Raw genomic sequence first — 26206 nt, forward strand, 5'->3', positions numbered from 1 at the left:
GTGAGCAAGTTGGATTTAATCTATCTTCAGACGTTCAGAGAAGTCGCAATTCGCGAGAGCTTCACCAGAGCCGCAGAGGTGCTGGGTTATGCACAATCCAGTGTTACTACGCAAATTCAGAAGCTGGAAAAAGCATATCAAGTCAAACTGTTTGAACGCTATAGCAATAACAAGATTCGTCTGACTTCTGCCGGGGAAGAGCTGTTCAAGCTTGCCGGACAGATGTTGGAATTGTTTGAGCAGTCCAAGGAAAAAATGGCGAAGCAGGGTGGTGGCTCCTTAACGATCGGTACGATGGACTCTATCGCTTCTTACTTTTTACCTCCATATATGCAAGCCACCCGTAAGGAATACCCGGATCTGAACATACGACTGCATACGAATCGTGAAGGGCTGATTTTGCATCAGGTCAGGGAAGGTGAAGCCGATATCGGACTTATTCTTGCAGATGATTCGAGCGATCCGGCTTTGCAGTGGATTACCATTCGCCAAGAACCGCTTTTGCTGATCGTCCATCCGCAGCATCCGCTGATCGCCAAAACGAAGATTGAATTGAATCATCTAAAGGATATGGAATGGATCATGCCGGAAGATACCTGTAATTACAGGCAGCTGCTTGAAAGAGTGCTTCGCGCAAATTCAATCCCTTATCGGATCGGTCTGGAACTTGGCAATCCGGAAGCGATCAAAAGAAGTATTAAGTCAGGTGAGGGTATTTCGATTCTGCCGCAAATGGCTGTAATGGAGGAAATCGAGCGGGGGGAGCTGAAAGCCTTACCCCTTGAACATGCAGAGCTTCAACTCGAAATTCAACTCGTTCTTCATCCGAAGAAGTGGGTATCCAACGCACTGCACGATTTTATGGAAAGCTTGAAAAAGTAAAGAATTGATCGCTGTTTAGCAGCATTATATCCGCTTTTTCTGTAATTTCTTTAGCCAACTCCAGGATAAATATGTTAATATAAGAGCCCATAAAATCAGCGAGCCACATCAAAAGGGCTCGCTGATTTATATTAGAACGCAAATAAAGGAGGTGCCACATGAGTTCCATTCTAAACGTTATAGAAAAGCTGAAATTGAATGTCTTGAATATTGAAAATGTTCCGGAATCATTTAGTTCTGATGTATATAAACTTACTCTTCTTAGTGGAGAAGACGTATATGTTAAGATTCCATATAACAAGGATAAGCTATTTCGCGAATTTCAGATGCTTGAAATATTGAAGGACGTCATACCTGTTCCTAAGGTATTGGACATTTGGTATGGGGATGAAAGTAATACTGGAGCATTGCTTCTCTCTGCAATTCAAGGGGTGCCTTGTACAGAAAATATGGATGAAAAGCTATCTTTTCAAATGGGGGTATATCATGCAATGCTCCATGAGGTGAAAACTCCAGGATACGGTTACCATTCAACTGATGGGTTTAATATTCTTGACCAAAATAATTGGCGACTACATATCAAAAACAATTTTGAAAAGTGGAAAGAGCCCTGCAAAGAGCTCCTCGAACCAGCATTGTATGAACAATGTATTCTTCATTTTGATGGCGTGTTCTCTGCTTTACCTGATCCTGACGGACCCTGTTTTGTACATATGGATTTTCGACCTGGCAATATATTGGTGAATGGGAACAAGGTTACTGGCATTATTGATTTTGAGAGTGCTCGGGGTGGCTCCTCTGAAATAGACTTTACTAAAATCAATAGATATATTTGGGAAGTAAACCCGAGAACGAAGTCCCCGTACTTCGAAGGTTATCAAACCATTCGGAACATGTTAAATCTCGAAATCGTATTGCCGTTTTATAATTTCTATGATGCTTTCAGTGCCGTTGTTTGGTGTGAAAACAGAGGAGTTGAAAGAAATCAATCGTTCCTTCAGGAAAGTATAGAAGTATTGAAGAAATCAGTCAGTTACTGATTATTGATGGCTTTTTCCTAAATTGAATGAATCCATTCGGAAATGTCATTGATCACGTTCTTATCTACATGTTGTGCAACTTTGTACTCTTTTTTCATTTTTAATATTTCTCCATAAACAGCTGGCATAAATAAATGATTTAAGTTGGGATAAAGTTTAAACGTTACGTTTGGTTTTTCACCCAATAGGTCTTTGTAAACCTGAAAATCTCTGTCTACGGATACATGGAAATCTTGATCTCCTTGCAAAATGAGTACGGGTTTATCTAATACGTTAAGGTAATTAATGGAGGGATGTTCTCCCATCTCTTTGAAGTAGAAGGCTCTAGAATATTTCCCCAAAAGCACAGTTGATTTCGCTTCTTCATCACTGAATTTATAAATTTTATCAAACTTAGCTGATAGTGCTGCTATTTGTTTCTTCGCAATCATTTTCAAAAACATATTCAATGAGTCTAAAACATCGTTGTTTTGATCCATTAGAATCTCTTCTAACTTGCGTGGAGACCCACCCATAATAATGATCCCAGCAAAATGTCCACCTTCTGCATCAATTCGTGGAGCTAACATCCCGCCTAAACTATGACCTATAATGAATATTTGGTTGGTATCAATACGTGGATCTTTGCGCAATAAATCTGCTGCGAGGATAGCATCTTCAATCGTTTCTTCTTTAACGGATAAGCCGGTATCGTTTTTCATTTCTTTTCCATAGACGAATGTTCTTTTGTCATATCGCAGAGCGGCGATTCCTTTGTCTGACAACCCTTCTGCGAGGTCTTTAAAAGGGAAGTTATTCCCCACCTTTTCATCCATATCCGCAGGCCCAGAGCCATGTACTAGTACTACTGCCGGAACTTTTGATGAGCAATCCTCCGGCAGTGACAAAATTCCATTTAGAGGATATTTCGTTCCTTTGCCAATGATTAGTTTTTCGTTCATTCCGATAACCTCCAATTAACATGTTTCTTCTAAAAAATGATTCATTTTCTGAACTAGTCGTTGATATTCGGGAACTTCACGTAAAGGATCGAACGCTGGATTCATCAGAACATCCCTCATCATGCTGTTCTTTATAACCTGCTCGCTGCGTGGGGCGGAGACGTCGAAATCTTTCAGCCACGGATCAATCAGATCAAAAAAGGAATCTCCACGGAGCTCAAAAGGAAAGAATCCTTCCACGCAGGTATCCACATAGTTTTTAAGGAGTTCAATCGATTTTTCGGGTGATTTGTTCACGCAATATAGATGAGCGCCTAGTGCGTAAAGCAGAACGACATTGTTTGGATTCAGCCGTTTCATATCAAAAATCCGTGCAAAATCTGACGCTCTCATAAAAGCTGCTTCGGCTTTTTCGATATTATTAATATTTAGTTGTAGGACGTTCAGTAGCCCTTGAAAGACTGCCATTACGTGCTGATACAGTTCAGCTTGTAAGGTTTCTTTGGCTTTGCCGATGTTGCCCATAAGCTGATATGCCTGTGAAATTAACACGCCCTTTGGCATCATGGGCCGGACAGTCTCCCCAAGTAAATCTAAGACCGGGTGAGGGCTCCTTAACGCAAGATGACAAACCGACTGATACAAAATCGCATCGTTGGAAAGGTGCATATCGCCACTTTCGCCCTGAATCCGTTCACACAGGGTCACGCTTTCGTTAAGAAGAGTCTCTTTTTGCTCTTGTGTTCTCGCCAGCGTGAAGTGATTTGTGTACAGCTTAACCATTTGCAATAAAAGCGGAAAGCAGGCGTAATATTTTTTGATGATCGCCGTACATTCAGCGATTACCTCATCAAAAGGAAGGGCAGCAAAATCATTGGCCAGTCGGGTGTAAAGCTTTGCGATGTCCGACTGCTCCATTTGCGGGGAATAACCCATCAATTCATCAATGCTAATGTTAAAATAGGCCGCAAGCCGTGGCAGAAATGTGATGTCAGGATAGCTTTGTCCCGTTTCCCACTTGGAAACAGACGCTTTGGAAACACCGATAAATGCAGCAACCGCATCCTGTGTTAGTCCTTTTTCTCTGCGTTTTGCTACAAGGATCGATGCTAAATTAATTTCGTTCATCAACGTCACCTCTGCTTATGATTATACGGTTTATAAAATAAACTCCCAAGCGACTTGTCGTTGACTTGTGTTAAAAAAATCAACCATTGGGAAACTTGATAGGTAAGGGTAAAATCTCGCTAAGGAGCAGAACAAATGAGGAAAGTATTGAACATCTTTGTTAGTTGTACTGTTATTTGTATTCTAACGCTAAATCTAAGCGCTTTAGTCAATGCAGAGCCTAACACAGTGAATGAGGAGGAGTTTAAACCTTTATCTTTGACGTTACTTAATCCGTCCATACAAATGGCCATTACTCAGTATTATCAAAAAATTCAGAAGCCGCAACCAAGTTATGGTTTATATGATATGAAGGTTCTAGAACTACAAAGGAAATCGCCCGGGTCTTATGCCTTTCGAGTAGTTGTAGAAGTCAGCACTTACTATGGTCCACACAATCCTCCAAATGCTAAGGAGTTTATGACATTCGATATCGATCCCGGTAAAGTCAAGTTAATTCAATATATCCATAGGAATGACTAAACATTAATCTTGAAATGGTTCGAAGTATTTATATTTATGCTATACTGGCAACGTAAAAGGGAGGTGCTTTACTGATGGAGAATCTGTTAAGATTGTCTGTGACTTGCTTCACTTGTGCAAAGCCAGTATTGGAGAAGCGTTACTTTGCATGGGGTTAAATCTTTTCTAACGCTAAATAAGCTTTTCTAATATTTTGGCTTTGCACCTTATTTTCAAAAATAAGGAGTGAAGCAGAGTGAAATATACAAACGCTAAAAAAATATTGCCCGAAAAGTTAATAATAATGATTCAAGAGTATGTCCAGGGAGAGACGATTTACATTCCGAAACAGGAAAAGGAATATAATCATTGGGGAAGTTTGAGTGGCGGAAGGCAATGGTTAGATCACCGAAATGCCACTATTAGACAAGCCTTTAAGAGTAATAGCAGCATTGAGCAACTTGCTAAGGACTACTTTCTCTCTATCGAAACCATTAAGAAAATTGTTTATTCCAAAAATAAGTAGTACACGGCACTGATGAAGAAATTCATCAGTGTTTTTTATGTCAAAAACGATTCTAACTTATTGTTTTCATTTAAATAGCTTATTGCACTCTTTACAATAGGATTAGGCAGAAGAGGAGTCGATACAGTGAGAGAAAATGTAACTTTTGATCTGGATTCAAATCGGGAATACTGGACCATTGGAGAGAGCAGCACTTCGTTGAACATGATTAAGAAAGCGAGGAAACGGTAAATATGAATGAACCAAAAAGCAGAAGCAGACATCTGATCGATCAGGAGATAATAAGTGCAATTGATTTAATACCAGCCACCGATCTTTCCGCTGCAACACTAATGGAAGCACGGAAAAGTCAAACAAAAATGATGCAGCAAATCGATGTAACGCAGCTGTTTCCAGTCACATTCGAAGAAAGGGCGGTTCCAAGTTATTTTGGTGGTCCTGATATTCGTATCGAAATTATTAAACCCCTCCAACCAAAGAACAGTAAGATGCCGTTATATTATTCGATTCATGGTGGGGGAATGGTTATGGGCAGTCCGGTCGGTGAACGCCAAAGCAATGCGGCACTGGCTGTGCAACATGGTTTTTGCTGTGTATCTGTTTACTATCGGCTAGCGCCAGAACATATTCAGCCAAGTCAATTACAGGATTGTTATTCCGGCCTGAAATGGTGCATCGAGCATGCCGAGGAATTAGGGATAGATACCGAGAAAGTCGCTCTTGCAGGCAGCAGCGCCGGTAGTGGATTAGCGGCGGGGTTAGCCCTGTACATTCGCGACCAGAAGGAATTCGACATCCATCATCTAAGACTGCGCAGCCCAATGCTCGATGACCGTACAAGTATTTTGCCAGACCATCCTTATGCCGGCGAGTTTGTTTGGACCAAAAAAAGCAATTATTTCGGCTGGAAATCTGTCTTAGGTCACGAACCCGGACAAGAGGAAACAAGTGAATATTACGTGCCAGCGCGTGCAAAATCTCTTGCCGGTTTACCACCCACTTATATGAGCATAGGCAGCATTGATTTGTTCATAGATGAAACCTTATTATTTGCCAAACAACTTGCCTTTGACGGTGTTTTGATCGAATTGCAAGTACTTCCTGGATATCATCATTTGGCTCCAATGTTTCCGAATGCACATTTTTCTCAAATAGGTGCCACCTCTAGTGAGTATGCCTTGTTGAAAGCTCTGGAGTTACTTTGATTATAAGACTAATTTAGAGATCGAATCGGGACCGAGACAATAGGGTGGGAGCAGTACAAATGACACATGTTAGACTGTTGAAAGATAAAAGTCGCATTGATGCGGCTTTTTTTGTTTTGTCGTGGGGCAAGAACCAGACCTTTTGCCGTCCAACCATAGTTTAGATAATTGTGCATATCAAATTTGTAACTTGTGTATTTAAATTTGCTTGAATCCTTGCTAAACTTTGTTTTGATAATGAGAATCATTATTATTAGATGGTGGCTAAATTTGACCGGAGGGCTTTCTGGAGCAAAACAATGATAAGAACTAAGAAAGGTTGGTAGAAATGACTTCAAACAGACAACTATGTATTGGATTGTCCTTAAATGCAACATGGAATAAAGGTGACGGTTGGCGGCACCCGGATAGCGGAGTGGAGCAGACAGGAACCATTGACTATTATATTCATTGGGCAAAAATGGCGGAGAACTCTAAGCTTGATTTTCTTTTCAGAGCTGATTATCTGTATATTAGCCTGCAGATGTTAGGCGATTCTTCTAATTTCGGCAGCCCAGATCCTACTTTGTTTTTTGCAGCAATAGCTCGTGAAACCAACCGCATCGGACTCGTTACGACCATTTCTACCACGTTTAATCCGCCTTATGTTGTTGCCCGGCAGCTTCAGTCCTTGAACTGGCTAAGTAATGGGCGTGCCGGCTGGAATATTGTCACTTCTATTGAAGGCGCCGATAATTTCGGCAATTCACCAATGCCATTACCGGAAGAACGGTATGCGAAGGCAATCGAATTTACGGATGTGGTATGCAAGCTTTGGGATAGTTTTCCGAATGAGGCTATTGTTATTGACCGGAAGTCAGGCATGTTTTCTGATAAGGAAAAAGTGAATGCTATTCATCATTCCGGTGAATTTTTCAATGTAAAAGGGCCACTTACTTTACCTTCTCATCCATCTGGAACCATTCCTCTGTTTCAAGCTGGTGCTTCGGATATTGGACGGAATTTTGCCTCTTCCGTAGCGGATGCTATTTTTGCGGCAATGCCGGATCTTGAATCGGGCGTGGAATTGCGAAGTGATTTGAGAAAAAGAGCTGTAGAACATGGGCGCGATCCGAACACGATTAAAGTTTTGCCGGGGTTATATTTTTTCCTGGCCGATACGCACGAAGAAGCGCTTGAATTACATAAGGCTGCTCATGCCCATTTAAGTCTTGAGCGCAGACACGCATCTCTGGAATCGTTGATGGGTCTTGATTTAAGCAGTTTCCCCTTGGATCAACGCGTAACCGAGGATATGCTGCCTGATCCTGATCAGGCTGTCCGCAGTCGTACACATGCTGAGCTGTTGCGCCGTTATATTACAAAATATCAGCCTACAGTAAAAGATATCCTGAATCGGCCTGAGGTTGTCGGATCTGCCCATTGGGTATCTGTGGGAACAGTCGAGACCGTACTTAATGATATTATTGAGCGGGTTGAGGCTGGTGCTATTGATGGATTCATCGCCCTGCCAGGCGGTTCAGAAAAATCGATGGAAATATTTTTTGAAAAGCTGATTCCGAAGTTGGTTGAAAGAGGTCTGTTCAGAAGTGAATATACCGGGGAAACGTTGCGAGATCATTTAGGAAATTCATAAAACATTGTATACACAGGAATTGGGGAGAACATATGAAAAGACTAACTGGATTGATTTTAACTGTAATTATACTTTCAGGGGGGATACTGGCTGGATGCTCCGAAACGCCCGTGGCAGTTACTCCTGAGGCCAGCAAGATCGAGGGTGAAGGATGGCCAAGAACCATTGAGGATGCCAGCGATAATGGGGTGATACTTGAAAAACGACCAGAGCGTATAGCGGTGCTGCATCCATTATACTTAGATTACTTTTTTGCTCTGGATACACCTCCAATCGCATCAATAAGCGCTTCGGAAGCGATGGAGAAGTTTGCAACTTTACAGCCTTACGCCGGGTCTACTGATATTATTGATTTGGGTAGCGACTCAGCGAATTTGGAAAAGATTATTGAGGCCCAGCCTGATGTGATTGTAACCTTTAAGGGGTCTGTGGATACCATCTATGATGAGTTGAACAAGATTGCTCCAGTCATCTTAATCGACTACACCGATACCTGGGAAAAAACAACGATGCTCCTCGCTGAGGTTGTTGGAAAAGAACAGCTCGCAGAACAATTGATTAAGGAAACCCAAGAAATGATAGCACAAACGAAAGAACATTTAGGTACTCTTGAGGATAAGACCTTTGCCTTGTTACGGGTTGATGGAAAAGCCAATTTTATTGCCCAAGGATCTAAAAATACAATGTACTACAATCAAACTGCAGGCTTTGGATTATTGGCACCGAAGGGATATCCTGAGGGTGGCGAGGCGCTTACGCTGGAGGGACTATACGACATGAAACCCGATTATATTATTGTCCAGCATGATATTGATGTCGCAAAGGCAGCCGTTAAGGAAAAGGAAACTTCGAAGGTGTGGAACTCACTGGAGGCAGTAAAAAATAACCATGTTGTTATCTTTGATAATTCCCTCAATAGTGCGAGTATTCTGGCTGTCCGTTTGGCCTCAGAGTATTTTCTGAAAATGGCTGAACAATAATTGTTATACAAGAAGTCCGATTGCTAATACTGAGCGCAATCGGACTTTTTGATGTAGGAAGTCAAGAACTTTGTCGCATGAGGTTCGCCTTAATATTAGATTGTCCTTCCCAGAGTTCAAGTTGTCGTGACGGTTTCACGGCACCGGGGAAACTATCTTTGGGGCGCTCATAGTTTTTCGACTTGATTATAAGCGCCAGCCATGATGTCATCCATCAGAGTAAGTGAAGCTGGCGTCCATCCGAGAAGTTCGCGAGTACGTTCGCTGGAGCCGGTCAGGGATAGTTTAAAGAAGCTGCCGACCAATCCGAAGTGCGCATCGGCGTCCTCAGCTGCAATCGAGGCTACCGGGATGTCGAGGACGCGCCCGATTGCTTCGGCGATCGTTCGAGTGGTGATGGCTTCCTCTGCAATCGCATGTAGACGCGATCCGGCCGGAGCTTTTTCAATTCCCAGCCGGATGAGCCGGGCTGCGTCGGAACGGTGCACTGCAGACCAAGCGTTGGAGCCGTCACCAATGTACCCGGATACTCCCTGCTTGCGGGCCGCGGATATTAGGAAATTGATGAATCCCCAATCTCCAGTCCCGTGGACTGTCGGAGCAAACCGGGTAATGATGGTCCGCACTCCGCGACCGACGTAGTCGAGAGCGAGATTCTCAGAGCCCCCCCGGTCAGAGCCAGGGCCCACAGCTGGGGACGGGTCCGCCTCCAACACCGGACGCCCTTGAACAAGACCAGAGATGCCATTGGCGACTACGAAAGGCCGGTCAGTACCGATTAGTGTCTCGGCGAGAGTTTCGACTGCGGCCCGTTCAGCACGATCCGACTCCGTAGGATTTGCCCAGTCGTGCTTGTTCGCCAGATGGATGACAGCCTCAGCTTCGGCCGCCCCCCGGCGGAGAGCATCGAGGTCATCGAGATCCCCGCGCAGCGCCGTCGCACCTTTCTCCTCAAGCGAAGCCGCAGCGCCGTCCGACCGAGCCAGTCCGACGACCTTGTAGCCCGATCTCAGCAACTCATCTACGGTGGCCGATCCGATCCATCCCGTTGCTCCAGTAATAAATACATTCATCTGTGTTACCTCCTTGTAGCCCTTTCACAGGCTACGATTCATATTTTTTACGGTTACTCGCATCGCAGGTTCACGACGATGTCCACTCCTGGACAATTACGAGACATTGTGTAACTTAATATATCAGTTACGATACAGTGTGTCTAGTAAATTATTTTGGAGTAGGGACAAGACGCATGGGGAAGACCCGTGAGCGAATGTCGGTTTATTGACGGACTGGTTTGGCGAGTCATCAATCAGGGTTGCGTGAGCGCCAATGGGCAAGTTTGTTTTAGAAGGCATTGCCACCATAGTCGGTGTTCTTGTCGCGCCACACAGCGTGTGGATGTGGATCTGAAAGGATTATACCGATGTGCATAGAAAACTCGATCCACACCGACGGGCCGTCGATACGGATATAGTCCTTCGGTTTGCTCACGGAAGTTGAGCCCGAATAAGCTACATACGTGAAATCGAGATCGTTCTCATAGCCAGCGAGGATTCTCTCAGCGTTCACGTCGTCGGTGCTGCTAACATAGGTTTCGATCACTGCTAGCAGCAGGGCTCTCTGGTCCTCGTGCAATTCGGAGCCCCGAATGCCCTCGGGCGTCGTCGGGAACGCCCAATCCTTGCCTGGGCCCAGCAAGAGATCTCGGTACTTGCCACGGAGTCTGGATAAGGCTAACTGGTTATTGTCAAAGGAGGCGAGTAGAGCTACGAAGGTTCTCTGTGCACGCTGCTGGGGTTGATTGCTGATGCCGTTGTACTCGAAGGTCGAGAACGGCTCAATACCACGGAACGAGGGAGTTGCTCCAACGAGGTTACCATCTGTGTAAGTGTTGGCTATTGCGAGATGGTGTCCCCCGAATTGCAGTTCCCACGTCCCCGAATTTGATGGTGTACCAAGGAATGCGACATAGTAGTTGTCCCGTCCGTAGTCTCGGGCCACGCCGTGATCACGAAGATAGTCGTCTGCATTAAGGATCTGTTGAATCTCGTCATAGCCCTGGTTCTTGCCTGAACCGGTAGCCGCCGCGAGTAAGACGTTCAGCGCTGTCCATTGTTCTTCCGAGAGCGTGCCGATTCGGAGACCGCATCGGCCGCGGCGACCCATCGTTGCCTGGGGATAGTTCGACCAGTTCACTACATTCCTCAGCGAATACTCCTGGTTCAAATCGCGGAGCTGGTTATAGGAGAGCGTAGCCGCGAACGACTTCGCGAGCTCGACGATTTTGCCGTTCGATGTTGTTGGGCAATTGAACGTGTGTGCCACTCTAGCCGCATATATGCGCATATGATTGTAATCTCCTTCCGAGCCTCTTCGGGCATCAATCAAAATGATCGTCACAGTTTCGAGTCACCGTGCACCGAAAATATATCATATACGAGACAGTGTGTCCACATATATGGTTTGGCATTGGACAAAGAGGATTGTATCCGTGTATAGTTGAGACATGGAAAAAGAACATTATCATGGTGGTCGTCCGCGAAGTGAGCAAGCGAGGTCGGCTATTCTGGATGCGGTTGATGACCTTTTGGTCGAGGTCGGCTATGCGGCAATGACGATGAAGGGCATTTCTGAGAGAGCGGGAGTGTCCCGGCAGACTTTGTATCGTTGGTGGTCACACAAAGCGGAAATCCTGTTCGAGGCCAGTGCAGCCGATGCCGAGGAAGAACTGGAGATTAGTCCCGCAGGAACTCCGTTGGATGATCTTAGAGCGTATCTTGAAGCACTCGTGCGTTTCCTTACGGACTCACCGGCAGGCGCCGCCTATCGAGCGCTCCTAGGAGAAGCACAGCATGACTCTGCCGTGGGGGAACTGCTCTCTACGAAGGACCTGCTCGGTGACAGCGCTCGGGTTGTGATTGAGCGCGCGCTCGGAAAGGACACGCTTCCAATTCCAATCGATCAGGCCACAGCCTTGCTGATTGGACCGACATTCTTCTGGATTCTGAGCGGACGCAATCCCGAAGAACTTGTCCCACTTGAACTTGCCAAAGACTTCATGAGCGACCTTCGTGCAAGACAACTGCGATGAAGGGGCGCTTAATTGCAACGACTGTCTGCTTGAACGACTGGAGAAGAAGAAGAATCGCATTGTTCACATGCTTACACTTTTGACAGTCGCGCTTTTCAGCAGCTGAATACTCAATTCCTTTTCAACGTTTTCTTATCAAAAAGGCGGTACACAAGTAGGGTGTTCTTGATTCTCAGGAGCACCCTTTTTCGTGTTCTGGTTAGTTGTACCGTTCTTATGTATACCTGTGATTAAACTCATTTTTTTGTCTGAAGACGATAACCGCTTGGAGTTAGGCCACAGCACCGGCGGAAATTTTGTGAGAAGTAGCTTTGAGAGGAAAAACCAGTGGATTCCGCAACTTGAGCAATGGAAAGATCTGTGGTTTCTAGTAGCTCCTTGCTCGCACGAATCCTGACCTCATTGAGATAATTAATAGGTGACATGCCGTAATATTTAGCGAAAGTATGTGCCAGATAATATTTGCTGATATGCGCCTTTTCTGCAAGTGAGTGGAGCGAGATTTCCTCCGCGTAGTTCGAGTCGATATGTCGCTTGATCCGGCTACATATCTTGTCAGCCCTTTGCGTGGTTACAACAGAGAAGGGATGACCAGATCTTCGCATTAAACTAATGATTACAATCTCGAGTAAATTTTGACAGACGTCCTCATAGTTCTCATTCTTGTTTTCGGTTTCCGAAAGCATGGCGTTGAAATACAACAAGAGTTCATTCCTCTGTTTTGAATAATTGATAATTTCATGATTACGGGTTCCACTTTGCTTTCCAAAATCAAAACTCATCCCCTCAACCCCAAGCACTACATACTCCAAAGGGTCACTACCAATGGATACTTCGGTATGCTCTACGTTCGGGTTCACGATGACGAGATCGTCCTGCTGCACCGAAAAAATCTCATCCTCTACGATGAAATTCCCTCGTCCACTTCGGACATAAAACAGCTCGGCGAAGTTATGTGAATGACGAATGCTGAACCAATCTCCTTCATAAATGGAAGAGCTAACATAGATTAACTTTGCGGGAATCTCTCCACGTCCCTTACCAGGGAGCCAATAGCGTACATTTCCCATCAGCAATCCGTCCTTTCCTCAATCTCATTAAGCGAACTAAAGTTAAACCAATCTCAACGTTTTATGCTCTAAAAAAATTGTTAATTTATAAATTTATTATATTAGCAAGATATATAAAATCAACGACAACATGTATGTAGATATAAAGAGGCCGTTAAGATAAATTAAAAGGGCGAGAAAGAATGTAAGCGGTTACGTATGATCACTAAATATAGGGGGAATGGATTTATGAAAAAAATTCTTAGCCTTGCGATCACGGCAGCATTGACTCTTAGCTTGGCAGCCTGCGGCAGCTCTTCTGAAAATGGTTCTAATTCAACAAAGGATTCAACCGGCACGAACTCGGCAACGTCTACGGAACAACGTACTCTTAAGCTAGCTGCTTTGGAAACCGCTTACGGGGCTGATGTATGGAAAGAAATCACGGCTGCTTTCGAAAGCGCCAACCCTGGCGTGAAAGTCGAAACGACGATTGACAAAAATATTGAAGATGTCATCGGACCCGGCATGAAATCTGGTGAGTTTCCTGATGTTATCCATTTGGCAACGGGCCAGCCGAAGGGCTTGACTGAAACCTTTGTAAAGGATAATAACCTAACTGACCTTTCAGATGTGCTGTCCATGACCATACCCGGCGAAAGTGTAACCGTCAAGGATAAGCTGATTCCAGGCTTCACTGATACAACGATCACGAATCCGTATAACGATGGAAAGACCTATCTGATGCCTATGTTCTACAGCCCTACCGGTTTGTTTTATAACGAGGGTTTGTTTGAACAAAAAGGTTGGAAAGTTCCTACGACTTGGGAAGAAATGTGGGCTCTAGGTGATCAAGCTAAAGCCGAGGGTATTTCACTATTTGCTTATCCGACGTCAGGTTACTTTGACTCTTTCTTCTATGCTTTGCTCAACGAGGTGGGCAGCGCGGATTTCTTCACTAAAGTGACGCATTACAACGAAGGCATTTGGCAAACCCCAGAAGCTCAACAAACGGTTGAACTGATCGGTAAACTGGCTACTTACACCGAAAAAACGGTTCCCGCAAATGCCAACAAAGATAACTTTACCAAAAACCAACAACTGATTCTGGACAATAAAGCACTCTTCATGCCTAACGGTACTTGGGTCGTTGGCGAAATGAGCAAAGCTCCGCGAGCAGAAGGCTTCAAATGGGGCTTCACAGCTCTTCCGGCAATAAAAGACGGTGGCGACCGTTATTCGTATACCTTCTTCGAACAAATTTGGATTCCTGCCAAAGCGGAAAACGCAGATCTGGCAAAACAATTTATTGCTTATCTTTATTCCGATGAGGCAGCAGCCATTTTTGCAAAGGTTGGCGCGATTCAACCGATCAAAGGTATGTCCGACAAATTGGATGGAGACAACCAGCTTTTCTACAGCATCTATGACAATGGGGCAAAGGCTGCTATGGGTGCATTTGCAACAACTGACCCAGTTGAAGGGGTGAATATATCGGATGCAGTGTTTGCGTCCATTGACTCCCTTGTAACAGGTGCTAAAACACAGCAACAGTGGGTTGAGGGAATCATTAAAGCAAGCGACGCCTTGCGGGGAGCATTGAAATAATAAAGAGGCCAGAGGCCTGGGGCATGTATCAGGATCATGGTGGGCGGACCTGTGCTGACCACCATGATCTGACTTTTGGGAGGAGAGAGAAAGCCATGGATATGAAAAAAGGAAGAGGACGTTTTATCTTCTTCTGTCTAGCACCCGCCGTCCTCCTTTTTGCAATTTTCTTAATTATTCCTACGATAGATGTCTTTCGGATGTCATTGTACAAGTGGGGCGGCTATACCGATAACAAAACCTTCGTAGGTTTGCAGAATTTCAATAAGCTTTTTCATAGCGACAAGTTTTATCAGACCTTTCAAAACAGTGTTCTGCTCATTGTTCTTGTTACAATCGTGACCTTTGCTCTGGCACTTCTGTTTGCATCGATGCTCACGCGTGAAAAACTTAAAGGGCAAAACGTTTTACGCGTAATCTTCTATATTCCTAACATTCTGTCTGTGGTTGTCATCAGTGCGATCTTCTCAGCGATTTACGATCCGAATAGCGGGCTTATGAACTCATTGCTAAAGCTGTTTCGCGGATTACAAGCAGAGCCCATTCTATGGCTAGGGGATCAGAAAGTGGTTATTTTCAGTCTTGCAGGCGCGATGATCTGGCAGGCGATCGGTTATTACATGGTAATGTACATGGCTAGTATGGCCAACATTCCAGAGAGCTTATATGAATCGGCAGGGCTTGAGGGGGCAGGGCGAATGGCTCAGTTTTTCCAGATAACCATTCCGTTAATCTGGACGAACATACGGACGACGCTCACCTTTTTCATCATCAGTACGATTAACATGAGCTTTTTGTTCGTGATGACGATGACAAGCGGCGGTCCCGACGGTGCCACCGAAGTGTTCCTTAGTTATATGTATAAAGAAGCTTATACTAATTCCTCTTATGGCTATGGGATGGCCATCGGTGTAATTGTGTTCCTGTTCTCGTTTGCGCTTGCTGGGATCCTAAACGCAGTTACCAGACGAGAGCATTTGGAATTTTAGGAGGGGATAAGATGAATACAAACAACCGCTCACGGAGAGGCGTTAGCGACAAATTATATAAGGGCTTCATTTACGTTATACTGATCGCTTTAGCCATCCTCATCCTCATCCCTGTTCTATGGGCATTCATGGCCTCCATCAAACAAGACAGTGAGTTTTACGGCAGTCCCTGGGCACTTCCCGCTGGGATGCATCTACAGAACTTTGCTGATGCATGGCTCAAGGCAAAAATGGGTTCTTTTATGCTCAATTCCGTTTTGGTGACGGTAATCGCACTGGTGCTTCTGCTTATGGTGGCATTGCCTGCGTCCTATGTACTTTCTCGTTTTAAATTTAGAGGGAACGGATTCTGGAATATGATGTTTATGGCGGGTTTGTTTATTAATGTAAACTATATCATTGTTCCTATATTTCTGATGCTTAATAACGGCGACAAGATGCTCCGCGGCATGCTGGGACACCCTTTTTTGCTGAACAACCTGTTTGTTCTCGCGGTGGTTTATGCTGCGATGGCACTGCCCTTCACGATCTATCTCATGTCGGGATATTTTAAATCGCTGCCCAAAGAATTTGAGGAAGCGGCCTCGGTGGACGGTGCTGGCTATTTCCGTACTATGGTGCAAGTGATTATGCCTATGGCCAAACCCAGCATCGTAACGGTTATTCTGTTCAATTTCCTGTCCTATTGGAACGAATATATTATCTCTATGACTCTCCTAACCAAACCGACCCTTAAGACATTACCTGTTGGCTTAATGAACCTGATGGCAGCGCAAAAATCCGCAGTTCAGTATGGTCAGATGTATGCAGGTCTGGTGCTGGTCATGCTTCCAACCTTGATTATATATATTCTGGTACAAAAAAAGCTAACCCAAGGCATGACGATGGGCGGGCTGAAAGGATAAGGTGCGATGATGGAAGATTTTACAAAGAATTATTTGCGTAATTTGTTGATGCTGATTGTTTTTATCGTCGGTATCGGATTGGTCATTGTTGGCCAAAAGAACATTGGAGCCCCCGGACTGGGTCTGATGTTGCTTGGTCTCGCTATGTTGATCGGTCTGCTATGGCTATATAACCGAAAATATAAATAGAGGAGTTTTCAACCATGAGTACAAAAAGAGGACGTGTAACGATCCCTACTGATTTGGACGTTATTCCGCAAACCCTGGAGATCATGAAACGCTGGGGAGCAGACGCTGTGCGCGATTGTGATGGAACTGACTTTCCCGCCGAGCTGCGGGATATCGATGCCAAGGTCTATTCTACTTATTATACAACCCGTAAGGATAACGTATGGGCTAATGCCAACCCTGAAGAGATTCAACAAATGTATTTGATGACTCCCATTCATACGGCTGAAGGCGAAAGCATTTCCATTTCCCTTATGAAGGGGATTTATCCCGACATGCTCAAAGTGAATTGTCGCGACGATATTCAGCGCTGGTGGGAAGTCATTGATCGTACAACCGGAGAGGTCGTTCCGACCGAACAATGGAGCTATGACGACAAAATCGGCGATGTCACCATCACAACCCTGCCGTTCCATGACTATACCGTTAGTTTTTTGGCTTATATTATGTGGGATCCGGTTCATATGTACAATGCGGTCACCAATGAATGGAAAGACGTCGAGCATCAAATTACCTTTGATGTTCGTCAACCGAAGACTCGTGAGTATACGATGGAGCGAATTCACAAGTTTATCGAAGATCATCCTTATGTCAATGTGATTCGCTATACAACCTTCTTTCACCAATTCACCTTGGTTTTTGATGAGCTCGCTCGTGAAAAATATGTGGACTGGTACGGCTATTCTGCCTCAGTTAGCCCTTATATCCTCGAACAGTTTGAGGAAGAGATCGGGTACAGGTTCAGACCTGAATTTATTATCGACCAAGGTTACTACAACAACACCTATCGAATACCTACGAAGGAGTTCCGTGATTTTCAAGCATTCCAACGTCGTGAAGTGGCGAGGCTTGCCAAAGAAATGGTCGATATTACTCACGAATGCGGTAAGGAGGCCATGATGTTCCTGGGTGATCATTGGATCGGCACAGAACCATTCATGGAGGAATTTGCATCGATCGGTCTGGATGCCGTAGTCGGAAGTGTAGGTAACGGTTCAACACTAAGACTGATCAGCGACATCCCAGGCGTGCAATATACGGAAGGTCGTTTCTTACCTTACTTTTTCCCGGATACCTTTCATACAGGCGGGGACCCCGTAAAGGAAGCCAAAGAAAATTGGGTCACCGCACGACGCGCGATTCTCCGCAAACCGATCGATCGAATCGGCTACGGCGGATATCTTAAGCTAGCCCTTGATTTTCCCGAGTTTATTGAATATGTAGAAAGCGTTACGGATGAGTTCCGTACGCTCTATGACAATGTACAGGGAAGCTTGCCGTATTGCGTCAAGTCGGTAGCCGTGCTCAACTGTTGGGGCAAAATGAGGGCCTGGGGGAACCATATGGTCCATCATGCACTTTATTACAAGCAAAATTATAGTTATGCCGGTATTATTGAAGCTCTCTCTGGTGCACCTTTCGAAGTGAAATTCATCAGCTTCGACGATATCAAAGAAAATCCTTCCGTCTTAGATGATATTGACGTCATATTAAACGTTGGCGATGCAGATACGGCCTATACGGGTGGAGAATGGTGGCTGGATACGGATATCGTTACGGCCATAAAAAGGTTTGTTTATGAAGGCGGTGGATTTATCGGTGTTGGCGAACCCACAGCGCATCAGGCGAATGGGCGCTTTTTCCAACTGGCCAACATCCTCGGTGTAGAGGAAGAACGTGGCTTTACGCTGGGTTATGATAAATATAACTGGGATGAGCATGAACATTTCATTACGGCAGATTGTAAAACCAATCCGGATGGAAGCAAGGAAATCAACTTTGGCGAAGGAAAGAAAAATATTTTTGCCCTAGAAGGAACTACGATTCTTCGTCAAACGGACAAGGAAGTTCAACTCGCGGTGAACGAATTCGGTGACGGGCGAAGCGTATATATAAGCGGTTTACCATACAGCTTCGAGAATAGCCGCTTGCTGTACCGTGCGATCCTTTGGAGCGCCCACAGCGATCAGGAGCTGAACAGCTGGTTCAGTGAGAACTATAATGTTGAGGTTCATGCTTATGTGGAAAAGGGCAAATTCTGCGTGGTGAATAATACGTATGAGCCACAGGAAACCGTCGTTTATCGCGGTGATGGCTCCAGCTTCTCACTGAAGCTGGATGCAAATGAGATCAAGTGGTACGAAATATAAAAATCTAGCATTTTATTGTAGGAGGAATGATTTGATGCGGAAAAAAAATAATAAAATGATATTCAAATTATGGATTTGGATGATGGTTTTATTGGTTGCTTCAAGTCAGTTGATGGTACTCCCTAGCAATACTGCTTATGCTATTTCAGGAGAATTTGGTGAATTGCCAATTGAGCCACAGGAAAAAACGATCGAGAGCATCCCCCCGATTAAGGTTGAAACATACGTTGATGAGCAGCCATCAATTCCATCGGTAATACAGGCAGTATACAGTGACAGCACTACCTCAGAAGTCATGGTGAGCTGGGATCCAATTGAATCTTCTGACTATGCGCAGGTAGGGACATTTACCGTAAAGGGATCTGTAGAGGGAACGAGTATTAAAGCTGAAGTTGCAATCACGGTGTTTGAAAAGAGTAAGGAAACAACAGGAAATGTAGATATAGATACATTCTTGGCAGAATTAAAAAATAATGTTCCAAGTAATCAAGAGGTTGTTTCTTATATGAATAACTATCAGTCTATGGAACCGGAAGCCATGACTTTCGTCAAAGGAAATGGAAATACTTCAGTAAACAATGGATTGACAGTAACGATTAACAATCTGGGTGGCAGTGGAGCTATAGCAACATGGGATAAGGCTCCTTGGCTCTCCGGAGGAGTCATAGATACAACGATGCGGTATACCAGCACAAATCAAAGCAATATTGGATTTGTTCTAGGATCTAATGATAGTAACCAAGGTATAGCTATTCGTTATGATGCCGGCACAACCTGGGTTATTCAGAGTCCGGATGGTACAAGTAAGTGGGAAACATTTGACGGACCAGAACTAAAAATGGACACAGATTATCACATTCAGATCGGCTTTAATGGTACGAAGCTTTTGATCATTGTAGACGACGTGACTTATTACAATAAGAATACTGATTTATTGAGTTCGTTGTCTGGATTAGGTCAAGTCGGGCTGTATAAGCGCTATGCTACAGGAGAGATTGCCATCAAGAGTGTGAGAATTGAAGGTGTGGGCACGAGGGAGAAGCCTTCAAACATTGTTAATTATGTTCAAGATTATGAAGACTCCAATTATACACCCCATTGGTCGGGGCTGAAAGCAACGGTCGTGACGGATATTACGGGCAATAAAGTTCTCTCCCTTAAAAAAGGATCTAGCGAACGAGGTGTGGATCTGGATTCGCCACAAATTCAACAAGGAACTCTTTCATTAGATTTCAAACTGGTAAATCCGGACAAATTGGTTAGTGGGCAAGGGTTTGCTTTTGGTTTCAGAATGAATGATTCAGCAAGTATTTTCAATGAACTCGGGGTTGATCCGAGCAGCTGGATACCGGAGTCCAATACGGGCTGGGGAGATAAGCAAGAGATTCCTTATCCGATTCAAGGGCGTTGGAACAATCTCATGTTTAATTTTAATGGTAAGAAAATAACGGTTTTTTTGAATAAAAAGCGGATTGGCGACATTACGTTTGAACAGTATTCTGAAGCAGCTGGGCGTTTCGGACTTCGCATTAGAAGCACTGTAGAGCTACAAATCGACAATGTACAATATACGAATGAGATCATTGAACCCAAACAAATTGCACAATACAGTAATGATTTTGAGGATGGAATTAAAGGTACTTGGACTGGTGCTGATTCTACTATTATTACAGAAGGCAGTAATCGGGTGTTAAAACTTTCCAATATCAAAGACAACGTAATGAACCTGGATGCACCGTCCTTGCAAAGTGCGACATATATGTTGGATGTGAAACCTGCAACAAAAGATATCGGATTTGTTATAGGTGATGGTGCCATTGTTAAATATGAGGGTACGAAGTGGGTGTTATTGAATAAGGACGGAACCAGCAACGATTTTGTTGTTTCTGATGTTTTGGACTTCAGTCCTTTACCTTATTCTTGGAACAAAGTTGGACTTCAATACGCCGATCATTCTGTGATCTTAAGTATTAATGGTGCTACATTGCAAGCAAACTTACCGACAGGGCAGCAATTCGGGGAAGGGCCTTTTGGGGTAGTTGCTCAGAATTACATTTATATTGATAATGTTGTTTTTACTGAAGAATTCCTTGATATGAATACGTCTTCATCCCATGTCGGCAAGCTGAAATATGAAGAGTACTATGAAGGTGATTCCATCGTGAATTGGGAAGGCTTCAAGGATACGCCGCAAGTTTCTAATGGATATTTGCAAGGGATGCTGGATGCTGAAATGGCTGCTGTCAATAAGAATGTAACTCCAGTAGCCAACGGCATATATCAAGTGAAAATGCAGGCGGATGGAGCTACGGGGATTACACTTGGAAATATCGTGATTTACGAAGAAAGTCCGGGGAATTGGAAATACAAGCTGGAAGGTAGTAATGATTCTTTTGTGATTGGCGCTACTACTGCACTTGCTTCTGGCAAAGATTACACGCTACGTGTAGAAATGATCGAGAACGAGCTAGGCCTTTACGTCAATGGAATTAGGGTAGGCAGTGTGAATGTAACTGGATACACACCAGGTTCATTTGGCATCTACAATTCTGTGACCCATGCGATTCAAGTCAAGATAGACGCGATCACTGCAGAAGAGGTTCGGGTGTATGCACCAGATTATAATGCGCAGAACTGGGGTCCTCTTGATAACAGTAAACCAGAGGTTCTCGCCAATGGAGACAGCCAAATCCGATTGAACATGCCAGGGGTTTCATTAGCCGTGGATAAGGATAGTCCTAAATTTACTGATCAGGTACTCACTTTTGATTTTAACACCAATGTTTCCGCTGGAGCAGATGGTGGCCGTTATGGTTTTATCGTGAGAGGTTCGGCAGCTGACAAATACGTAGGTGTCGTTCATGATATTAATGGGAAGTGGAAGGTTACAACAAGTAACGGGAATGAGATATCCTTTCCCAATACGTATCAGATGCAGGCCAATACAAATTATCATATTGAGCTTCGTCTGGTGGGAACAACGGTTAGTCTTAACATTACGGGTCCTGATGGCGTAGCTACAGATATGGGTTCGATATCTGAAGAATCGATGGTTGTTGTGCCGGGTTGGTTTGGTCTTCGTTCATGGTATGGAACCAAACAAATGACGGTGAGTAACCTCAAAATGGTTGAACTGGAGTCGCTACCTAAGCTCAAGCTGGCGCAAGAGACAGATACGATTGAGAATGATGGTATGACCGTTAGTGTATATAAAGATTTTCCAGGCATTGTAGAGTATCAATTGGATCATCACACGCTACAGGCCGACGTAGAGCAAACGAATAGTGTGAAGATTAATAATAAGGATTATGTACCGCGTACAGTGTCGAAGAAAGAGAGTGCTAGCACATATCAGTACACGATGACGTTTGATGAGATCGGCGTTGTGATTGATGGGCATCTCGAGGCAAAGGCGAACAATGTAGTCCGATTTGAAATTGATAAAATTTCCGACGGCCCGGATTTCTTAGTGCGTTCAATTCAAATGAACAACGCTCTGATTCATGTGAATAGTTCAATGAAAGACGCATCGTATGCATGGAGTAAGTCAAACGGGGAGTGGCACGGAGTCTCAGAGGAACTGGTTGACGATATGTCTCTTATGAAGCAAAGCGGTACGACCGGTGTAACGATGGCTATGGTGAGTGGAGATGGCCTGGCAGCATCGGCAGAGGACAACGTCATGAGCGGTGGCAATAAATTGATAATCACCACTGAGAAAAAACCACTTGTCAATAAAATAACGGTGAAGCCAGGCAGTTGGACGTATCGACATCTTCAAAGTAGTGAAACTGAAGAGTTACCATGGTATGAAGTAGTCGTTACTGGGGAACGCAATAACGACGATAAGACAGATTGGCAGGATGCCGCTGTTGCTTACCGAACGGAAATTTACAATGAGCCATTTGGCGCACAGGATATGAAGAACAATATGATGTACATTGCCTTCAATTTTGCGAGTCAAGCTAATGATCCGTTCTTGAACAGTTTGGATACGGGAAAAGTTCTGTATAATTTTACAGACGGTTTTGGACAGATGATTCTGCATAAGGGCTATCAGGCGGAGGGGCATGATGATGATATTCCTTCCTACTCTAATATTGGTGTACGACAAGGTGGATTGGATGATTTCAATTATTTGATCGATGAGGGGGATAAGTACAACCTTCACGTCGGCGTACATTTGAATGCAACCGAATATCATCTCGATGCCAACGAACTGGATTACTCCAATTTAACTGGGGCTACAGCTAATGGACCGAAGACAGATAAGCTCTCCAAAGGTTGGGATTGGATCGATACAGCTTATTATGTAGATCAAACGAAGGATGTCCTGAGTGGTGAACTGAAATCAAGGTTAACCAATCTATATAATCTCACGAAGGACGCCAACGACCCTAAAGATCCTGCGTTGGATTTCTATTATGTAGACGTGTATACCGGCAATGACTACAATGCCTATAAATTGTTGCAATATGCCAATGGTCTTGGTGTCAAAGTAGGAACAGAATTCTCAGGTCCGATTGAACCGGGTGTCGATTTCGTTCACTGGGGTCCGGATTTGGGATATCCCAATAAAGGGAACAAGAGTATCCTTTCTAGAATGGTGAAGAACAATCTGGATATTTTTGTGGGGAATGCTTTATTTAAAGGACAAAAAATCCCTGGTGTGACCACTTGGGGGGATTCTAAGCCAGACGTACAGCAGGGTGTAACGGTATTCTTCAATGAAGTATTGCCGACGAAGTATATACAGCATTTCGGTGTGCTGAAATATGAAGAGGACCAAGTAACTTTTGATAATGATGTCATCTCTAAGAGAAATAAATCAACCGGTATGATTGAGCTTACCAAGAATGGCAAGCTGATCTCTTCTTGGAAAGATACCGGAACGACTACCGATGAATCAGTGCGCCATACAGGTGAGGCTAACTCGTTAATTCCATGGGTTTGGGATAACAAAGCTAATCAAATCTTGGGTGTTAACGATGGTGCGAAGCTGTACCATTGGAACACAACAGGTAACTCGACCACTTGGCAGTTGACGGATGAATTTAAAGATGTGAAGCAGTTTAATATGTACGAATTGACCCAACAAGGTAAAGTTCTAGTGGATACGCTGGTCGCTCGGAATGAATCTCTTACGATTACTAAGGCAAAGAAAAATACGCCTTATGTATTGTATCCAGCAACTGCTGATGCCCTGACTTTGGTGCCTAATGCAGGGAATTGGGGAGAAGGCAGTTTGATCAAGGATTTTGCCTTCAATTCAGAGAAGTTCAATGTTCCAGGTTCATGGACAGTCGATGATCCAGCAAACATTACAATCAAGACTGTTCCAGGGGATACAGAATACGATATCACTAAAGAAATGAACAAATCGAATTGGAACAGATACGCAGAGGTCGGCAGTAATTCAGGTGTAATCTCGCAGGAGATTACCGGATTGCAGCCTGGTCAGGATTACACCGTCGGAGTGTGGACACAGACTGAAAAGGGGAGGAAATCCTCGCTTCAGGTCACGGTTAATGGTCAAACCTATTCCAATCATGTGACAGGTCAGGAGGGCATCCATAAATCATCCTTCAAGTACGTGGATACTAAATGGCAAAGAATGAATGTTGAATTCAAGGTTCCAGCAGGCATTAATTCCGCGACAGTTAAGCTTGTAGCTGATCCGGGAGCGGGTACTATTCAATTTGATGATGTGCGAATCTGGAAGCATACAACTGTAGAGAAAGACCCTACGAATAGGAGCTACGTTGTATATGAGGATTTTGAAAATGTGTACGAAGGCTGGGGTCCTTTTGAGTACGGTGGTGGGGATAGGCAAATTCATATTGCAACCGATCAAAGTAATAAACAGGATAATAACCCCGTTGTATCCGCATCTGAGAACAAGGTTGGTCCTGTAATGACCTGGGTTCTGGATGGTGAGAATTCGTTGAAAGTGAATGAAACCGATGTTGGTAAATTAATAAAAACGAATGAATCCAGCGTGAAAATGGAACCAAACACAGAATATGACTTAGGCTTTATTTACACCTTAGAAAAGTATGCTAGTTATGAGGTTTCTGTACAATCACGCTCCACTGGTGAAATTGTGCTGAAGGAAGCACTGAGCACGCAACCTAATACGGGTAATAAAGCGGGTGAAGACGGGGGTTATATTCGCTTCCAGAAAAAATTCATAACTGGTGCTCAACATGATTACCAAGTTATTTTCAAAATGGTATCCAAAGGTGCTGGAAACCCTACTTCTGATTACGCCTTCATTCTCGATGATTTCTACATTAAAGAAAAATTAGCAGTTAGCATCGTATCCATTGAGAACGTACAGGTTGAAACGGAAGCTGGATCGAGACCGATATTGCCTTCGCAAGTGACTGTGACATTGAGTAATGATACGACGGAGAATGCTACCGTTGTATGGGAAGCGATTGATCCTTCCCTTTATGCACAGGCAGGTAGTTTTCAGGTGAAAGGCGCGGTCAACGGGACGGACATTAAAGCAATTGCGACTGTCAAAGTAAAAGCGAAGGACAGCAGCAATCCAGGAACAAATCCAGGAACAGGAACAAACCCAGGATCAAATCCAGACACCGGATCAAATCCAAGCACAGGTACGAAACCCGAAATCCAGCCTAATCCTGGTACAGGAACAAATAATGGGTCTGATCAGGATAACCAAACTGGAGCTAAGCCGGATACGGGTAACATCAAACCCAAAGCATTTCTCGATACAGTTAATCACTGGGCAAACAAGGAAATAGAAGCTCTTGTGAGCAAAGGTATTATCAAGGGCATGAATGATCAGAAATTTGCTCCAGATCTGACGATAAACCGTTCTGAAATCGCAACGATGTTAACTCGAGCATTTGGTCTTAAGGCTGATGGGTCATCATCATTTAAAGATGTAACCGAAGATAAGTGGTATAAGGATGATGTTCGTGCTGCGACGGATGCAGGTTTGTTTAAAGGCTATGCGGGTAATTTATTTGAGCCTACGAAACCCTTAAGCCGTGAAGAAATGGCCGTTATTATAGTAAGAACGCTTGAGATGAAAGGGAGATTGCCAGAAGTCTCCAATAAAACGCAAATGGTACTGTCTAAGTACAAAGATGCGGATAAGGCAGCAATCTGGTCCAGGGAAGCATTAGCGATTTGCATTGAGCTTGATCTCATTCAAGGAACACCAGATCACAAGCTTAATCCGAAACATAATCTGACCCGGGCTGAGGCAGCTGTTTTATTTAGCAGATTATTATCGTATTGCGAAAAGGGCATCATCTGATTTACTTAGTTGAAAAATATTCAAAAAGGCAGACCGACTTCCGGTTTGCCTTT

General features: G+C 44.1%; 19 protein-coding genes. 14 read left to right on the forward strand and 5 right to left on the reverse strand.

Annotated features, from left to right (window positions below):
* Window positions 1-9 precede the first annotated feature (9 nt).
* Both gpAD87_RS08015 and gpAD87_RS08020 read left to right on the forward strand, forming a co-directional pair.
* Window positions 10-882, forward strand: coding sequence for a LysR family transcriptional regulator (locus tag gpAD87_RS08015; RefSeq protein ID WP_064637351.1), 873 nt, complete (start codon window positions 10-12; stop codon window positions 880-882).
* 158 nt (window positions 883-1040) lie between these two features.
* A complete protein-coding gene (locus gpAD87_RS08020) occupies window positions 1041-1922 on the forward strand; it encodes a phosphotransferase family protein (RefSeq protein ID WP_064637353.1) in 882 nt (293 codons plus the stop codon).
* 17 nt (window positions 1923-1939) lie between these two features.
* Here gpAD87_RS08020 and gpAD87_RS08025 read toward each other — a convergent pair whose 3' ends face one another.
* Window positions 1940-2863 carry an alpha/beta hydrolase family protein gene (locus gpAD87_RS08025; RefSeq protein WP_064637355.1) on the reverse strand — a complete coding sequence of 308 codons (924 nt, stop codon included), beginning with the start codon at window positions 2861-2863 and terminating at the stop codon, window positions 1940-1942.
* Between the two features lie 15 nt (window positions 2864-2878).
* Window positions 2879-3991 carry a helix-turn-helix domain-containing protein gene (locus tag gpAD87_RS08030; protein ID WP_064637357.1) on the reverse strand — a complete coding sequence of 371 codons (1113 nt, stop codon included), beginning with the start codon at window positions 3989-3991 and terminating at the stop codon, window positions 2879-2881.
* Window positions 3992-4126: 135 nt separating this feature from the next.
* Here gpAD87_RS08030 and gpAD87_RS08035 point away from each other — a divergent pair, with 135 nt between their 5' ends.
* The 5 genes from gpAD87_RS08035 (at window position 4127) to gpAD87_RS08055 (ending at window position 8839) form a co-directional block, all read left to right on the forward strand.
* Window positions 4127-4513 carry a DUF3888 domain-containing protein gene (locus tag gpAD87_RS08035; protein ID WP_064637359.1) on the forward strand — a complete coding sequence of 129 codons (387 nt, stop codon included), beginning with the start codon at window positions 4127-4129 and terminating at the stop codon, window positions 4511-4513.
* 235 nt (window positions 4514-4748) lie between these two features.
* Window positions 4749-5018: a CD3324 family protein gene (locus gpAD87_RS08040; protein ID WP_064637360.1), complete on the forward strand. Its 270-nt coding sequence runs from the start codon at window positions 4749-4751 to the stop codon at window positions 5016-5018.
* A 233-nt stretch (window positions 5019-5251) separates the two neighbouring features.
* Window positions 5252-6223 (forward strand): alpha/beta hydrolase, encoded by a 972-nt coding sequence (locus tag gpAD87_RS08045; protein WP_063562712.1) that lies wholly within the window; start codon window positions 5252-5254, stop codon window positions 6221-6223.
* A 328-nt stretch (window positions 6224-6551) separates the two neighbouring features.
* Window positions 6552-7859 carry an NtaA/DmoA family FMN-dependent monooxygenase gene (locus gpAD87_RS08050; RefSeq protein WP_064637362.1) on the forward strand — a complete coding sequence of 436 codons (1308 nt, stop codon included), beginning with the start codon at window positions 6552-6554 and terminating at the stop codon, window positions 7857-7859.
* 32 nt (window positions 7860-7891) lie between these two features.
* Window positions 7892-8839: an ABC transporter substrate-binding protein gene (locus tag gpAD87_RS08055; RefSeq protein WP_064637364.1), complete on the forward strand. Its 948-nt coding sequence runs from the start codon at window positions 7892-7894 to the stop codon at window positions 8837-8839.
* A gap of 167 nt (window positions 8840-9006) precedes the next feature.
* Here the strand turns inward: gpAD87_RS08055 and gpAD87_RS08060 are convergent, their stop codons facing one another.
* The gene (locus tag gpAD87_RS08060; protein ID WP_064637366.1) at window positions 9007-9912 is read right to left on the reverse strand and encodes an SDR family oxidoreductase; all 906 of its coding nucleotides are present in this window, start codon (window positions 9910-9912) and stop codon (window positions 9007-9009) included.
* Window positions 9913-10183: 271 nt separating this feature from the next.
* On the reverse strand, window positions 10184-11185 hold the full coding sequence (locus gpAD87_RS08065) for a DUF3500 domain-containing protein (RefSeq protein WP_064637368.1): 1002 nt from the start codon (window positions 11183-11185) through the stop codon (window positions 10184-10186).
* A gap of 160 nt (window positions 11186-11345) precedes the next feature.
* Here gpAD87_RS08065 and gpAD87_RS08070 point away from each other — a divergent pair, with 160 nt between their 5' ends.
* Window positions 11346-11930, forward strand: coding sequence for a TetR/AcrR family transcriptional regulator (locus tag gpAD87_RS08070; protein WP_064637370.1), 585 nt, complete (start codon window positions 11346-11348; stop codon window positions 11928-11930).
* A 236-nt stretch (window positions 11931-12166) separates the two neighbouring features.
* On the opposite strand, the gene gpAD87_RS08075 is transcribed toward gpAD87_RS08070, so the two are convergent.
* Entirely contained in the window at window positions 12167-13000 is an 834-nt protein-coding gene (locus tag gpAD87_RS08075) for an AraC family transcriptional regulator (RefSeq protein ID WP_063562709.1), read from the reverse strand.
* A 228-nt stretch (window positions 13001-13228) separates the two neighbouring features.
* Here gpAD87_RS08075 and gpAD87_RS08080 point away from each other — a divergent pair, with 228 nt between their 5' ends.
* The 6 genes from gpAD87_RS08080 (at window position 13229) to gpAD87_RS08105 (ending at window position 26153) form a co-directional block, all read left to right on the forward strand.
* A complete protein-coding gene (locus gpAD87_RS08080; protein WP_064637371.1) occupies window positions 13229-14587 on the forward strand; it encodes a carbohydrate ABC transporter substrate-binding protein in 1359 nt (452 codons plus the stop codon).
* Window positions 14588-14682: 95 nt separating this feature from the next.
* Complete coding sequence (locus gpAD87_RS08085; RefSeq protein WP_063562707.1) at window positions 14683-15576, forward strand: carbohydrate ABC transporter permease; 894 nt, start codon at window positions 14683-14685, stop codon at window positions 15574-15576.
* Between the two features lie 11 nt (window positions 15577-15587).
* Entirely contained in the window at window positions 15588-16481 is an 894-nt protein-coding gene (locus tag gpAD87_RS08090; protein ID WP_063562706.1) for a carbohydrate ABC transporter permease, read from the forward strand.
* A gap of 6 nt (window positions 16482-16487) precedes the next feature.
* Entirely contained in the window at window positions 16488-16670 is a 183-nt protein-coding gene (locus gpAD87_RS08095) for a DUF6903 family protein (RefSeq protein WP_197521385.1), read from the forward strand.
* 14 nt (window positions 16671-16684) lie between these two features.
* A complete protein-coding gene (gene gnpA / locus gpAD87_RS08100) occupies window positions 16685-18859 on the forward strand; it encodes a 1,3-beta-galactosyl-N-acetylhexosamine phosphorylase (protein ID WP_064637373.1) in 2175 nt (724 codons plus the stop codon).
* A 34-nt stretch (window positions 18860-18893) separates the two neighbouring features.
* Window positions 18894-26153: an endo-alpha-N-acetylgalactosaminidase family protein gene (locus gpAD87_RS08105; protein WP_064637375.1), complete on the forward strand. Its 7260-nt coding sequence runs from the start codon at window positions 18894-18896 to the stop codon at window positions 26151-26153.
* Window positions 26154-26206: the final 53 nt, after the last annotated feature.

Origin of the sequence: Paenibacillus sp. AD87, from assembly GCF_001659845.1 — a bacterium.
GTDB classification, from domain to species: Bacteria; Bacillota; Bacilli; order Paenibacillales; family Paenibacillaceae; genus Paenibacillus; species Paenibacillus marchantiae.

Coding starts and splice junctions, on each gene's coding strand:
- gpAD87_RS08020 (WP_064637353.1), top strand. CDS start 1,041: ATGAGTTCCATTCTAAACGTTATAGAAAAGCTGAAATTGAATGTCTTG.
- gpAD87_RS08025 (WP_064637355.1), bottom strand. CDS start 2,863: ATGAACGAAAAACTAATCATTGGCAAAGGAACGAAATATCCTCTAAAT.
- gpAD87_RS08030 (WP_064637357.1), bottom strand. CDS start 3,991: ATGAACGAAATTAATTTAGCATCGATCCTTGTAGCAAAACGCAGAGAA.
- gpAD87_RS08035 (WP_064637359.1), top strand. CDS start 4,127: ATGAGGAAAGTATTGAACATCTTTGTTAGTTGTACTGTTATTTGTATT.
- gpAD87_RS08045 (WP_063562712.1), top strand. CDS start 5,252: ATGAATGAACCAAAAAGCAGAAGCAGACATCTGATCGATCAGGAGATA.
- gpAD87_RS08050 (WP_064637362.1), top strand. CDS start 6,552: ATGACTTCAAACAGACAACTATGTATTGGATTGTCCTTAAATGCAACA.
- gpAD87_RS08055 (WP_064637364.1), top strand. CDS start 7,892: ATGAAAAGACTAACTGGATTGATTTTAACTGTAATTATACTTTCAGGG.
- gpAD87_RS08060 (WP_064637366.1), bottom strand. CDS start 9,912: ATGAATGTATTTATTACTGGAGCAACGGGATGGATCGGATCGGCCACC.
- gpAD87_RS08065 (WP_064637368.1), bottom strand. CDS start 11,185: ATGCGCATATATGCGGCTAGAGTGGCACACACGTTCAATTGCCCAACA.
- gpAD87_RS08070 (WP_064637370.1), top strand. CDS start 11,346: ATGGAAAAAGAACATTATCATGGTGGTCGTCCGCGAAGTGAGCAAGCG.
- gpAD87_RS08075 (WP_063562709.1), bottom strand. CDS start 13,000: ATGGGAAATGTACGCTATTGGCTCCCTGGTAAGGGACGTGGAGAGATT.
- gpAD87_RS08080 (WP_064637371.1), top strand. CDS start 13,229: ATGAAAAAAATTCTTAGCCTTGCGATCACGGCAGCATTGACTCTTAGC.
- gpAD87_RS08085 (WP_063562707.1), top strand. CDS start 14,683: ATGGATATGAAAAAAGGAAGAGGACGTTTTATCTTCTTCTGTCTAGCA.
- gpAD87_RS08090 (WP_063562706.1), top strand. CDS start 15,588: ATGAATACAAACAACCGCTCACGGAGAGGCGTTAGCGACAAATTATAT.
- gpAD87_RS08095 (WP_197521385.1), top strand. CDS start 16,488: ATGATGGAAGATTTTACAAAGAATTATTTGCGTAATTTGTTGATGCTG.
- gnpA (WP_064637373.1), top strand. CDS start 16,685: ATGAGTACAAAAAGAGGACGTGTAACGATCCCTACTGATTTGGACGTT.
- gpAD87_RS08105 (WP_064637375.1), top strand. CDS start 18,894: ATGCGGAAAAAAAATAATAAAATGATATTCAAATTATGGATTTGGATG.